This window comes from Rhodococcus sp. AH-ZY2, assembly GCF_030916465.1.
Classification (GTDB): domain Bacteria; phylum Actinomycetota; class Actinomycetes; order Mycobacteriales; family Mycobacteriaceae; genus Rhodococcus; species Rhodococcus ruber.
Genome location: NZ_CP126458.1, coordinates 4,135,683 through 4,148,076, shown reverse-complemented (window position 1 = coordinate 4,148,076; position 12,394 = coordinate 4,135,683). Strand labels below are relative to the sequence as shown.

At 71.1% G+C, this 12,394-nt stretch carries 12 protein-coding genes; 6 read left to right on the top strand and 6 right to left on the bottom strand.

What is annotated here, in order from left to right; genetic code table 11:
* Window position 1 precedes the first annotated feature (1 nt).
* Window positions 2–694 carry an NYN domain-containing protein gene (locus QNA09_RS19910; protein ID WP_010593540.1) on the bottom strand — a complete coding sequence of 231 codons (693 nt, stop codon included), beginning with the start codon at window positions 692–694 and terminating at the stop codon, window positions 2–4.
* On the bottom strand, window positions 691–1,473 hold the full coding sequence (trmB, locus tag QNA09_RS19905; protein WP_172603663.1) for a tRNA (guanosine(46)-N7)-methyltransferase TrmB: 783 nt from the start codon (window positions 1,471–1,473) through the stop codon (window positions 691–693). The genes QNA09_RS19910 and trmB overlap by 4 nt, the downstream gene beginning before the upstream one ends.
* A gap of 164 nt (window positions 1,474–1,637) precedes the next feature.
* Between trmB and QNA09_RS19900 the strand changes: the two genes are divergently transcribed.
* The 4 genes from QNA09_RS19900 (at window position 1,638) to QNA09_RS19885 (ending at window position 6,184) form a co-directional block, all read left to right on the top strand.
* Window positions 1,638–2,282 carry a hypothetical protein gene (locus QNA09_RS19900; protein ID WP_040274909.1) on the top strand — a complete coding sequence of 215 codons (645 nt, stop codon included), beginning with the start codon at window positions 1,638–1,640 and terminating at the stop codon, window positions 2,280–2,282.
* Window positions 2,282–3,721: a hypothetical protein gene (locus QNA09_RS19895; RefSeq protein ID WP_040274910.1), complete on the top strand. Its 1,440-nt coding sequence runs from the start codon at window positions 2,282–2,284 to the stop codon at window positions 3,719–3,721. Before QNA09_RS19900 ends, QNA09_RS19895 begins: the two co-directional genes overlap by 1 nt.
* A gap of 10 nt (window positions 3,722–3,731) precedes the next feature.
* The gene (locus tag QNA09_RS19890; RefSeq protein ID WP_040274911.1) at window positions 3,732–4,076 is read left to right on the top strand and encodes a DUF6802 family protein; all 345 of its coding nucleotides are present in this window, start codon (window positions 3,732–3,734) and stop codon (window positions 4,074–4,076) included.
* Between the two features lie 278 nt (window positions 4,077–4,354).
* A complete protein-coding gene (locus QNA09_RS19885) occupies window positions 4,355–6,184 on the top strand; it encodes a phosphoenolpyruvate carboxykinase (GTP) (protein WP_010593535.1) in 1,830 nt (609 codons plus the stop codon).
* A 78-nt stretch (window positions 6,185–6,262) separates the two neighbouring features.
* Here QNA09_RS19885 and QNA09_RS19880 read toward each other — a convergent pair whose 3' ends face one another.
* A complete protein-coding gene (locus QNA09_RS19880; protein ID WP_010593534.1) occupies window positions 6,263–6,739 on the bottom strand; it encodes a VOC family protein in 477 nt (158 codons plus the stop codon).
* 251 nt (window positions 6,740–6,990) lie between these two features.
* On the opposite strand from QNA09_RS19880, the gene cysK reads away from it, so the two are divergent.
* Window positions 6,991–7,926 (top strand): cysteine synthase A, encoded by a 936-nt coding sequence (gene cysK / locus QNA09_RS19875; RefSeq protein ID WP_003939081.1) that lies wholly within the window; start codon window positions 6,991–6,993, stop codon window positions 7,924–7,926.
* 7 nt (window positions 7,927–7,933) lie between these two features.
* Complete coding sequence (epsC, locus tag QNA09_RS19870; protein WP_010593533.1) at window positions 7,934–8,512, top strand: serine O-acetyltransferase EpsC; 579 nt, start codon at window positions 7,934–7,936, stop codon at window positions 8,510–8,512.
* A gap of 105 nt (window positions 8,513–8,617) precedes the next feature.
* Here epsC and QNA09_RS19865 read toward each other — a convergent pair whose 3' ends face one another.
* Genes QNA09_RS19865 through QNA09_RS19855 form a run of 3 tightly spaced genes read right to left on the bottom strand, consistent with a single transcriptional unit; the run spans window position 8,618 to window position 12,377 of the window.
* The gene (locus QNA09_RS19865) at window positions 8,618–10,066 is read right to left on the bottom strand and encodes an aldehyde dehydrogenase (protein WP_010593532.1); all 1,449 of its coding nucleotides are present in this window, start codon (window positions 10,064–10,066) and stop codon (window positions 8,618–8,620) included.
* Between the two features lie 11 nt (window positions 10,067–10,077).
* On the bottom strand, window positions 10,078–11,235 hold the full coding sequence (locus tag QNA09_RS19860) for a hypothetical protein (RefSeq protein WP_064066766.1): 1,158 nt from the start codon (window positions 11,233–11,235) through the stop codon (window positions 10,078–10,080).
* Window positions 11,232–12,377 (bottom strand): phosphotransferase family protein, encoded by a 1,146-nt coding sequence (locus tag QNA09_RS19855; RefSeq protein WP_017682248.1) that lies wholly within the window; start codon window positions 12,375–12,377, stop codon window positions 11,232–11,234. Before QNA09_RS19855 ends, QNA09_RS19860 begins: the two co-directional genes overlap by 4 nt.
* Window positions 12,378–12,394: the final 17 nt, after the last annotated feature.

Below are 12,394 nucleotides of genomic sequence, written 5' to 3'. Positions count from 1 at the left end.
CCTATTCGGCCACGCTCTTGCGGCCCACGAGCAGGGCGGACAGCGGTCGGAACGGCTGCAACCAGGCACCCTCGTCGGGCAGCGAGTCCAGGCTCACGCGTGGCAGCGGCTCGCGGAACACCCCCGGGATGTCCTCGAGATCGAGGAAGTCGAGCACCTCGGATGTGACCGCCCAGCTGGCGTGCTCGCGGAAACCGAGGACCTGCACCGCCACGCCGGTGGCGGCGATCTCCTCGAGCGGTTCCCGGAACGCCTGTCCGTCGGCGGAGGCGACCATCACCCCCGCCAGACCCTCACTGCGTCGCAGCGCGATGTGCCGCAACATGTCGGAGTCTACGTCGCTGTCCTCGTCGATCTTCGGCTTGGCGAACACCGCGAAACCCACGTTGCGCAACGCCTCGACCCACGGGCGCACCACGTCGGCGCTGCCCGGCGCGATGTTCGTGAACACCGTCGCCTCGGGTTCGAGGGTGGCCGTCGTGGTGCGGGAGAGTTCGGCCGTGCGGCTGAGCAGCCACCGTCCGAGCGCGTCGAACCGCGGCCGGTACGCGGCGGTGGGCCGGCCACCCAGAATGGCACCGAGACCCATGTCCAGGTTCGGGGCGTCCCACACGAGCAGCACCCGCTCGCGCCGCTCGGTGCCGTCCGCCGTGGGAGCCGCGGACACGTCGGACAGTTCTTCGTGGACGCTCATGCCCTGATCTTCCCCCACACGAGCTCCGTGATGCTGCTGCCCACCCGCTGCGCCTTGTCCTCGAACTTCGTGACGGGGCGTTCGTGGCTGATGGGGGAGTCCCAGTCGAGGCTCGTCAGCAACGGCTCGGCGTTGCCCGCCTCGGCGATGGCTTCGGCGTACTCGGCGTGGTCGGTCGCCACGTGCAGCACGCCACCCGGCTGCAGCCGGCTCGCGATCAGGGCGAACGTCGGCGGCTGCAGGAGCCGGCGCTTGTGGTGGCGGGCCTTGGGCCACGGGTCGGGGAAGAACACCCGCACTCCGGTCAGCGACTCGGGCGCCACCATGTGCTCGAGCACCTCGACGGCGTCGCCGCGCAGGATCCGCAGGTTCCGGATCGGCGTGTCGGTGTCGTAGGTGCGCTCGATCTGCTGCAGGGTCTGCGCGATCCCGGGCTTGTAGACCTCGACGGCGATGAGGTTCACGTGCGGTTCGGCGCGGGCCATCGTCACCGCGGCGGTGCCGGTGCCGGAGCCGATCTCCAGCACGACCGGAGCCGAACGGCCGAACCAGGCGTCGACGTCGAGCCGGTCGTCGCCGACGTCGCGGCCCAGCTCGGGCCAGCAGCGGTCCCACGACTCCTGTTGCGGAAGCGTCAGCGCACCCCGCCGCGAGCGGAAACTCGTCACCCGCGGGTACAGACGGTTTCCTCGGGTCGGGCCCTGCTCCAGCGTCTCGGTCGTGTCCAGATCGGCGTCGTTCACCCGACCATTGTCGCGTATCGACGGAGTGTGTGGCAGGAGGGACTGATGTGACCACAGTGTTTTCTCAGGGTGCCCCGGGATTTCTCGGGGTGCCCCGGGATTTCTCGGGGTGCCCCGGGTTTTCTCGGGGTGCCCCGCCCCGGGCCGCTGCCGTCGGCGGCCCCCTCTGCCAGAATCGGCGGCGACACACGGGGGTGGTCATGGTGGGGGATGCGGGGGCCGCGCACGCTCGGTGGCGGCAGATCGTCGAGGACATCGGCCGGTTCGACGCCGGAGCCGGCCGACAGGCCCAGTGCGCTCTCGAGCGGCACGACGCCCCGCTGCGGGTGCAGATCGCCGGCCGCGGCGGTGCGGTCCGTCCCACCCTCCGCACCGCCGTCGAGTCGGCGGTCGCGACGGTCGCGCACGTCGAAGCCGCGCACGTCGAAGCCGCGCACGTCGAAGCCGCGGAACTCGACTCGCCGGACCGGCCCGAACCGGTCCTCGACGCGGACGTCGTCCTCCTCGTCCTCGCCGCGCGGGCACACCCCGCCGATCTGGCGGCCCTCGCCCGCTCCGCGGATCCGGCGGCACCGGTCCCGGGCCGCGACGAGCGCCTCGTCGTCGTGCTCGATCGGACCGAGGGACTCGACGACGCCGACGCCGCGTTCGCCCGTGCCGCCGCGCAGGTGCGACGGCCGGTCCTCGCGCCCGGGTCGGCGCCGGCGGCGGTGGCCGACCGGCTCGGATCCGCGCGCCGCCGCCGGGCCGCCGCGCTCGCCCGCGACCTGGCCGGCATCGCGGCCGGCCCGCGGGCCCGCGACGTCATCGAGGCCGCCCTCGACGATCTCCTCGGGACGGCGTGATGAGCCCGGCCGACGTCGGCGACGTCGTGCGCCGCTGGAACCCGGACGGGTGGGCGCGGCTGCACGCCCCTTCGGGCCCGCCGCGGGTCCGGGTCGCCGGGGTGGACGGCTGCGGTTGCGCAGCGCTCGTCGACGAACTCTCCGCGCTCGACGCGGCCCCGGAGTACGTCCGTGACGGCCGCGCGACCGTCGTGCTGACGGTGTTCGAGGCCTCGGCCTACCTCGGCCGGACCGAACTCGCCGTCCTCGAGTCCGCCGGACGGGGCGCCGGCCGCGTGGTGTGCGCCCTCACCGGCATCGACGCGCACCCCGACTGGCGGGAGGTGCACGAACGGGACGTCGCGCTGCTGCAGCGGCACGCGCCCTGGCTCGGTCCGGTGACCCTGCTGCCCGTCGGGACGTCGCTCGCCGCCCGCGCCCGCGTCGTCGGCGGCGACGCGGGCGCGGTGCTGCGGCTCGAATCCGGGATCGTGGACCTGCACGAGGCCCTGACAGCGGCACTCGTCGCGGGCCCGCACACGGACCGGGCCCTGCGCACCGCCGTCGTCGCGGAGACCCGCCACCTCGTGGCCCGCGCGGCCGCCGAGTTGCGCGCCGGCGACGACACCGCGGCGCTGCGCGCCGAACGGGCGCGGTGGAGCCTGCGCGCGTCCACTCCCGCCGACGACGGCGGTCTCCGCGCCGAACTGCAACGGGCCCGCCTCGACACCGCACAGGCCGTCTCGGCGGCCGTCCGGGCGGCGTCCGCCGAGGTCCGCGACGCCCTCGAGTCGGTGGACCCGGCGCGCGTGCCGGACCTGCTCGGCGACGCGGTGCGCGACCTGTACGTCCGGGTGGATGCGGTCGTCACCGCGCGGCTGGCCCGCATCGGTCCGGCCGAACAGCGACCGGACGGACCGCCGGTGGCGCCCCCGCGTCTCGCGCCGCCGTCCCCGCGACGTTCCGTGGAGGACCGCCTCACCGTGGTGATCGGTGCTTCGGCGGCGGCCGGGCTGGGGCGGGTCGCGGTGTCCCCGCTGTCCCTGGTGCCCGGGCTCGAGCTGGCGACGGTACCGCTGAGCCTGCTGCTCGGCGCGGCGGCGGCGTGGTGGCTGGTGCGGATCCGGCGCCGGCTCGCCGAACGGGACCGGATGCGCCGGTGGGCGCTCGAGGAACTCGTCGACGTGCGGGCCGAGCTCGAGGCAGTCGCGCTCGAGCGGATCGTCGACGCCGAGGCGCGGCTCGGGGCCGCCGTCGCCGCCGGGCGCGCCGCCCGGATCGCCGCCGCCCGGGAGCGCATCGCCGCCGTCGACGACGAACTGCGACGTCGCGCCGAGGACCGGGCCGGGAAGCTGGCGGCCTGCGAGCGCGATCTCGCGGTACTCGCCCGGGCGGGAACCGGAGGCCGGGCGGGCGCGTCCAACGCGATGACGGCGTCCGACGGTGTGACGCGGGAGTGAGGAGCGCACGATGGTGGACGGTTCGATCGGTATCGACGACGGGGAACCCGACCCACCCGTCCCGGGACGTCCGGCGTTCGTCCCGGGACTGACCCCGGCGCTGCTCGACCCGGCCGGTCCGGGTGCGCTGGCCCCGGCCGTGGACGTCGACGGTGACGGGTTGCCCGAGACCGTCACGTTCACCACCGCGGAGGCTCTCGTCGTCGCCTCGGACACCGACGCCGACGGCTGGTTCGACCGGGTCACCGAACTCGGCGACGACGGACGGTTCGGCGTGTGGCAGTTCCGGCGCGACGTCGACGGGGCAGAGTCCTGGACCCGGATTGACGAAGGTCACCTGGACGGGGGAAAGTGAGGCAAATCGCCTGTGCCGGGAGGGTGTGATGCGGGTACGCTGTCGCCCCTCTGAATCGTTTCTGTGACATTTCCGACCGGCCCCGATTGCCATCACCCCGAAGTCCGGCGTTAACCTCTATGAATAGGACATCCGGCGCCCGCCTCGTCCGTTCGGCCACGGAGGAAGCGGGTGGTACCCCTGCCGAGAGGGGGAGTCCGGGTCCGCCGCTGGTCCCTGGGACGGTTCGTCGCAGGTCGGGGGAGGGATCCGGTTCCGGCGCACCCCAGGAGAGTTTGATGACCTCAGTGACCATTCCCGGTCTGAACGGCACCGACGGCACACCCCCGACCCAGCATGCCGAGCTGCTCGCATGGGTCCAGGAGGTCGCCGAACTCACTCAGCCGGACCGGGTCGTCTGGGCCGACGGGTCCGACGAGGAATGGGACCGGCTGACCACCCAGCTGGTCGAGGCGGGGACCTTCACCCGCCTCAACGACGAGAAGAAGCCCAATTCCTTCCTGGGTAACTCCGACCCGTCGGACGTCGCGCGCGTCGAGTCGCGCACCTTCATCTGCTCGCGCAACGAGGTCGATGCCGGACCGACCAACAACTGGATGGATCCGGCCGAGATGCGGGCCACCATGACCGAGCTGTACCGCGGCAGCATGCGCGGACGCACCCTCTACGTGGTGCCGTTCTGCATGGGCCCGCTCGGCGCGGACGACCCGAAGCTCGGCGTCGAGATCACCGACTCGGAGTACGTCGTCGTCTCCATGCGGATCATGACCCGCATGGGTGCCGCGGCTCTGGAGAAGCTGGGCACCGACAAGCCGTTCGTCAAGGCCCTGCACTCCGTGGGTGCGCCGCTCGAGCCCGGCCAGAAGGACGTGCCGTGGCCGTGCAACGACACCAAGTACATCACCCACTTCCCGGAGGACCGCGAGATCTGGAGCTACGGCTCCGGCTACGGCGGCAACGCCCTCCTCGGCAAGAAGTGCTACTCGCTGCGGATCGCGTCGGCCATGGCGCACGACGAGGGCTGGCTCGCCGAGCACATGCTGATCCTCAAGCTGATCTCGCCGGAGGACAAGGCCTACTACATCGCGGCCGCGTTCCCCAGCGCCTGCGGCAAGACCAACCTTGCGATGATCCAGCCGACCATCCCGGGCTGGCGCGCCGAGACCCTCGGCGACGACATCGCCTGGATGCGCTTCGGTGAGGACGGCCGCCTGTACGCGGTCAACCCGGAGTACGGCTTCTTCGGCGTCGCGCCCGGCACCAACCACGGCTCCAACCCCAACGCCATGAAGACGATGGAGGCCGGCAACACGCTGTACACCAACGTCGCGCTGACCGACGACGGCGACGTGTGGTGGGAGGGGCTCGAGGGCGATCCGCAGCACCTCACGGACTGGAAGGGCAACGACTGGACGCCCGAGTCCGGCACCCCGGCCGCGCACCCGAACTCGCGGTACTGCACCCCGATGTCGCAGTGCCCGATCCTCGCCCCCGAGTGGGACGATCCGCAGGGCGTGCCGATCTCCGCGATCCTGTTCGGCGGTCGCCGCAAGACGACCGTGCCGCTGGTGAGCGAGTCCCTCGACTGGCAGCACGGCACCTTCCTCGGCGCGACGCTGTCGTCCGAGCAGACCGCCGCCGCGGAGGGCAAGGTCGGCACCGTCCGTCGTGACCCCATGGCGATGCTGCCGTTCATCGGGTACAACGCCGGCGACTACCTGAACCACTGGATCAACATCGGCAAGTCCGCCGACTCGGACAAGCTGCCGAAGATCTTCTACGTGAACTGGTTCCGTCGCGGTGACGACGGCCGTTTCCTGTGGCCGGGCTTCGGGGAGAACTCCCGTGTGCTCAAGTGGATCGTCGACCGTATCGAGCACCGGGCCGGTGCCCAGTCCACGCCGATCGGCTTCGTGCCGTCGGCGGCGGACCTCGATCTCGAGGGCCTCGACGTCGACCGCGACGACGTCGACGAGGCCCTGAAGGTCGACGTGGCGGAGTGGAAGGAAGAGCTGCCCCTGATCGAGGAGTACTTCGAATTCCTCGGTGAGAAGGTGCCCTCCGGCATCCGTGACGAGTTCGAGGCCCTGAAGCAGCGCCTCGGCTGACGCCTGACCGACCGAATGTCACATCGGATCGCTTGGATCGATCCGATGTGACATTCGGCGTTTCAGGGTGCCGGTTGCTCAGGACGACCGGCTCGTGAGCCATTCGTCGATGCGACGTCGTGCCTCCTCGGGCGCGACGTCCTCGACCCGCGTCATGATCGCCCACCGGTGCCCGAACGGGTCGAGGATCGTCCCGAACCGGTCGCCGGTGACGAATGTCGACGGTTCCTCGAAGACCTGCGCCCCTTGCTCGACGGCGCGGGTGAACGTCGCGTCGACGTCGGTGCAGTACAGCACGTAGGAGTGGTCGACGACGTTCGTCCCGTCCGGGGCGCGCAGGCCCATGGCCGGCGCGGGGTCGCTCAGCTGGAGCCGGCCGCTGCCGAAGTCCAGTTCGGCGTGCGCGATCGTGCCGTCGGGCCCGTCGGTGCGATCGACGACCTCGGCACCGAACACGGTGCGGTAGAACTCGACGGCGCGGGCCGCACCGTCCACGACGAGGAACGGGGTGAGGGCGGTGTAGCCGGTGGGAATCGGTTTCACGGAATGCGTCATGCGACCAGTCTCGGGTCGTCACCACCCGCAGTATTGGACGTTTCCGACATCGTTCGCCCGGCCCACGGACCGAATGTCACATGGGTTCGATTCGATCGAAGCCATGTGACATTCGGTCCGTTCCGCGGCGACGGGTTCGCGGTGGCACGCTGTGCGGCTCCCCACGTGAATCGGGCATCCGGCGGAATGATGCAATAGGTGACGACGGAACCAATCCGGTCGGCACTGCGACCGGGAGGAGGATCGGGCCCATGAGCGGTATCTACAACAATGTCACCGAGCTGGTCGGGCGAACCCCGATCGTGCGGCTGAACCGGCTGACCGAGGGGCTCGACGCCCAGGTCGCGGTCAAGCTCGAGTTCTACAACCCGGCCAACAGCGTCAAGGACCGGATCGGCGTGGCGATCATCGACGCGGCCGAGAAGTCCGGCGAGCTGCGTCCCGGGGGGACGATCGTCGAGGGCACCAGCGGCAACACCGGCATCGCGCTGGCGATGGTCGGTGCCGCGCGCGGCTACAAGGTCATCCTGACGATGCCCGAGACGATGTCCACCGAGCGGCGGGTGATGCTGCGTGCGTTCGGCGCCGAGATCGTCCTGACCCCCGGCTCCGAGGGCATGGCCGGGGCGGTGTCGAAGGCGGAGGAGATCGTCGCGAAGACCGAGAACGCGATCCTCGCCCGCCAGTTCGCGAACCCGGCGAACCCGGAGATCCACTACAACACCACCGGTGAGGAGATCTGGAAGGACACCGGCGGGGAGGTCGACATCTTCGTCGCCGGCATCGGCACCGGCGGCACCATCACCGGTGCGGGCCGCAGGCTCAAGGAATACAAGCCGGAGGTGAAGATCGTCGGCGTCGAGCCCATCGATTCGCCGATCCTCACCGGCGGGCAGCCGGGCCCGCACAAGATCCAGGGCATCGGCGCGAACTTCGTGCCCGACGTGCTCGATCGCGCGGTCTACGACGAGATCGTCGACGTCTCGTTCGACGACGCCGTGCGCGTGGGCCGGGATCTCGGTACGCAGGAGGGCATCCTCGGCGGCATCTCGTCCGGCGCGATCGTGTGGGCGGCGCTGGAACTGGCGAAGCGCCCGGAGAACGCCGGCAAGCTCATCGTCGCCGTGGTCTGCGACTTCGGCGAGCGGTACATCTCCACTCCGCTGTTCGAGCACATCCGGGACTGAACGAATCGTGAGTGTTCTGCGCACCCTCCGGGAAGACCTGCAGGCGGCCCGGGGCCACGATCCGGCCTCGCGTGGTGACATGGAGAACGCCCTCGTGTACTCGGGCCTGCACGCGATCTGGTCGCACAGGCTGGCACACCGGATGTGGGCGCGACCGGCGCTGCGGGGACCGGCTCGCGTCCTGGCGCAGTTCACCCGCTTCCTCACGGGCATCGAGATCCACCCCGGCGCGACGATCGGCCGGCGATTCTTCGTCGACCACGGCATGGGCGTGGTGATCGGGGAGACCGCCGAGATCGGCGACGACGTGATGATCTATCACGGCGTCACGCTCGGCGGGCGGTCGCTGGCACGGACCAAGCGGCACCCGACCATCGGCAATCGGGTCACCATCGGCGCGGGGGCGAAGGTCCTCGGGCCGGTGGTGATCGGCGACGACGTCGCGATCGGCGCGAACGCGGTCGTCACGCGCGACGTCCCCGCCGACTCGATCGCCGTCGGCATCCCGGCGACGATCCGGCCCCGCAAGTCGCACGAGGAACTCGTCGACCCGGCGTGCTACATCGATCCCGCGATGTACATCTGACGTCCGCCGCCGCGTGACGGCCGGAGGTCGCGTGACGGCCGAATGTCACATCGGGTCGATTCGATCGACGCGATGTGACATTCGGCCGAAGCCCGCGAGAGTCCGTCAGGCGCCGTAGCCGGGCGGGTACAGCACCGACTTGGTCTCGCAGAACGCCTCGACGCCCTCGGGGCCGTTCTCCCGTCCGATGCCGGAATTCTTGTAGCCGCCGAACGGTGAGCCCGGATCGAAGGCGTACCAGTTGATGCCGTAGGTGCCGGTGCGCACCCGCGACGCCACCTCGAGGCCCTTGTCGACGTCGGTGGTGTAGACGGAGCCGGCGAGGCCGTAGTCGGAGTCGTTGGCGATCTTGATCGCCTCGTCCACGCTGTCGTAGGGGATCACGCACAGCACGGGGCCGAAGATCTCCTCGCGCGCGATGGTCATGGAGTTGTCGACGTCCGCGAAGATCGTCGGTTCGACGAAGTACCCCTTGTCCAGGCCTGCGGGCCGGCCGCCGCCGAGCACCAGTCGCGCGCCTTCCTCCTTGCCCGTGGCGATGTAGCCCTCGACGCGGTCGCGCTGCTTCGCGGAGATCAGCGGTCCGAGTTGCGCCGCCGCGTCGTCGGGCATGCCGACGGGGAAGAACGCGGCGGTCGCCACCATCTTCTCGACGACCTCGTCGTAGCGCGAGCGCGGCGCGAGGATGCGGGTCTGGCCGACGCAGGCCTGCCCGGTGTTCATCAGGCCGGACATCACGAGCATCGCGATCGTCGAGTCGAGGTCGGCGTCCTCGAGGACGATGGCGGCGGACTTGCCGCCGAGCTCGAGTGAGCAGCGGGTGAGGTTGCGTGCTGCGATCTCGCCGATGTGCTTGCCGACGGCGGTCGAGCCGGTGAAGGTGATCTTGTCGATGTCCGGATGCGCGACGAGGTACTCACCGGTCTCGGCGCCGCCCGGGACGAGGGAGAGCACGCCTTCGGGCAGGCCCGCCTCGGCGAAGATCTCGGCGACCGCGTTGGTGGTCAGTGGCGACTCGGGCGCGGGCTTGAGCACGACGGTGCAGCCGGCGAGCAGGGCCGGGCCGAGCTTGTTGATCATCAGGAACAGCGGCACGTTCCACGCGATGACGGCGGCGACCACGCCCACGGGTTCACGCGTCACCCGGGAGCGTCCGAAGGCGCCGGTGCGCTCCTCCGTCCACGGAAACGAATCGGCAAGGCCCGCATAATAGTTGATCGTCGCCAGCGACGGCGTCACCTGCATCATCTGCACCGAGGCCGGCGGCTGGCCCATCTCGGCGGACAGCGACGCCGCAAGGTCGGCGCTGCGTTCCTCGATCAGCTTGGCGGCCTTGGCGAGCACCTGGGCGCGCTCGGACGGCGAGGTGCGGGGCCACGGTCCGTCGTCGAAGGCGCGACGGGCGGCGGCGACGGCGGCGTCGATGTCCTGCGGCCCGGCGACCGGCACGGAACCGACGCGTTCCTCGGTGGCCGGCGAGAACACCTCGAGGCGCTCGTCGGTGGATGGGGCGGCCCAGCGTCCGCCGATGAAGAGCTTGTCGTAATCGGTCATGTCACCTTTCCTCAACGATCTTCGGTTGCGCACTTGTCCGACCGGGCGGGGTGGGTGTCGACGAACCCGGTGAAGCCGTACTGCCGGTGCGGTCCGATCACGGCGACCTCGAACAGTCCCGTGCCGACGGCGTCCGACCCGGTGATCCGGAACCGCGCGAGATGGTCGGTGGGGCAGAACAGCAGCAACGCCGGGTCGATCTCGCGGACGTCGCGGCGCAGCGCCTGCACCACCAGCTCGCCCTGCCACATGCCGTGCCGCCAGTCCTGCTCGAGCCCGTAGCCGGTACCGACGGCGAGCAGGTTCGGCACCAGCAGTTCGCAGTCGACGGTCACGACCTCGGACCCGGGCCGGTGGAACGTCAGCACCGCCCCCGTGACGTTGCGGGTGCCCGGCGCGAACACCAGCCGGTGCTCCGGCCGGCCCAGCCACTCGGGCTCGGCGCCGGGCCGGATCCGGATCGCCTCCTCGACCAGACGCCGACCCTGGTCGTCCTCCTGCACGATCGTGACGAGCGTGTCGTTCTCGAACTGCATCACCGAGTAGATCCAGAAGAAGCCGGGCGTGCCCTCGTGCGCCTTGCGTCCGGGCGGCTCCGGTTCCCCGACCGGGCGCACGCCCCACGAGCGGTCGCGGTTGCCGAGCCACGTGCGCGGATCCACGTGCCGCGTCTGCCCGTCGACCGTGAGGGTGCCCGACCATCGGCCGGATTGGACGAACCGTGACGTGTCCATGACGACGCGCTCGAGCTGGCGCAGTCGCTGCGGTGTCTCCTCGGTGGCCGGGACGGTGCCCTCGAAGGTGAGATCGAAGGAGAGGTCGGCGGTCTCGGCGTGGCCGGGTTCGAGGACCACCCGCAGCCGCCGCAGCCCCTCGAGCACCTCGACGCGCAGCGGTCCGACGGCCGTGTCGGTCCGATCGGTGCCCAGTGCCTTCGACGCCCGGACGACGAGGTGGTCGTCGCCGCGGCGCAGCACCGCGAAACCGTCGGCCACACCGAGATTCGGGTACTGGCCCATGCCGACGATCAGGAACAGGTCGGCGGTGTCGGCGGGGTAGCAGTTGAAGTAGTACCGGTCGTAGAAGTTGCGGTCGGACGTCGCGACGCGCCGGATCGGTTCGGCCGTCTGGTGGACGGGGTAGTCGTCCAGGGGGGACAGGGAGCTCACGACGCCGACCCCTGCCGGTCGGTGCCGTCGAGCATCGCCTCGAGGGTGGCGCGGTGCATGATCGCGTCGTCGGGGTCGTGGGGTGGCTGCGCCTGCCCGAAGTGCACCGCGCGAGTGTGGATGCGCAGCATGATGATCGCGTGCTGCAGCGCCGCGTGGACGGTGTAGAAGTGCAGGTCGCGCGGGACGTGACCGGTGCGCTGCGCGTACGTGCGCGCGACGTCGTCGAGACGCAGGAAGCCCGGCAGACCCGGGAGCCCGGCGGAGGCGGCGATGTCCTCGAAGAACCGGTGCAGGAACGTCATCCAGGCCAGGTCCATCTCGCGGGCGCCGAGGGTGGCCAGTTCCCAGTCGAGCACCGCGACGGGCCGGAACCCGTCGAAGAGGATGTTGCCGATCCGCGCGTCGCCCCAGCACAGCACCGCGGGGGAGGGGTCGTCGGGACGGTGGGCGTCGAGCCAGGTGAGCGCCCGCTCGACGAGCGGGGAGCGGGGGCCGCCGGTGCGGGTGGTCCATTCGTAGTAGGCGCGCTGACGCTCCAGGTGCGCCCGGACGGCGTCGGCGACGGTGCCGGCCGGTCCCAGCCCGGCGCTCGCCGGCGGGACGTCGTGGACACCGGCGAGCACCTCGACGCAGGCGTCCTGCATGGCGGCGCGCTCGGTGTCGCCGGCCTCGGTGACCCAGGAGCCGAAGTTGTACGGCATGACGTCCGGCGGTACGCGACCGGCGACGCGGGTCATGACGAAGAACGGGGCCCCGAGCGGGGCGGGGTCGGGTTCGTACCAGTGCACGGCCGGGACGGGGACGCGGGAGTGCTCGGCGACGGCGCGCATGACACGGGCCTGGCCCTCGAGGTCATAGGTGGGGAAGACGGGCACGGCGGTCTCGGCCGGGGCGACGCGGGCGACCAGCGGACGGTCGGTGCCGTCCCAGCGGGCGTCGAACAGGAGCGTCTCGCTGGACATGCCGGTGGTCTCGGGGATGTGCACGTTCTCGACGACCGGGTCGGTCACCTTCGTCGCGAGCCACGATCGCAGGTTCTCCCGGACCTGCTCGGGATCGCGCCGGGAGTCGCTGGGCCGCGCGACCTCGGCGTCGTGGCCGGCGGCGCCGGACGTCGACGCGGCAGGATCGATGCTCACGCGCTCTCCTTCCGGCC